The 313-nt window shown below is 64.2% G+C and carries 1 protein-coding gene; it reads right to left on the bottom strand.

Going from position 1 to position 313, the window contains the following annotated elements; genetic code table 11:
- Positions 1 to 74: 74 nt before the first annotated feature.
- The coding region (locus tag HX846_RS09300) for a diguanylate cyclase (RefSeq protein WP_178965302.1) at positions 75 to 313 on the bottom strand (239 nt) is incomplete at its 5' end.

Here is a 313-nt window from a genome sequence, read left to right as displayed (position 1 = left end):
GGGCGGGTGGTGCTTGGGCTCATCGGGCGTACTTCTGCTTCGAGGATGCCCTTAGCGTAGTTGCTGATAACGGCTTATGTGGCCTGGCTGTGAACGATGCGGTTGCGCCCGGAATGCTTGGCGTCATACAGCGCCCGATCGGCACTCAGCAGCAGCTCTTCCAGCGAGCCACGGCTGCGTTTGTCCCAGGTACTGAGCCCGACGCTGACGGTGACCGACAGCGCGTCGCCGTCTGCCGGTGGCAAGTGCTCCACCGCACTGCGGATATGTTCGGCGATGGTGCTTGCGCCCTCGCCGTCGGTATCCGGCAGGA

It is taken from the genome of Pseudomonas sp. K5002 (genome assembly GCF_013386655.1).
Classification (GTDB): domain Bacteria; phylum Pseudomonadota; class Gammaproteobacteria; order Pseudomonadales; family Pseudomonadaceae; genus Aquipseudomonas.
Note: the sequence above shows the minus strand (reverse complement) of the source record. Positions and strands in the feature narration are given on the sequence as shown.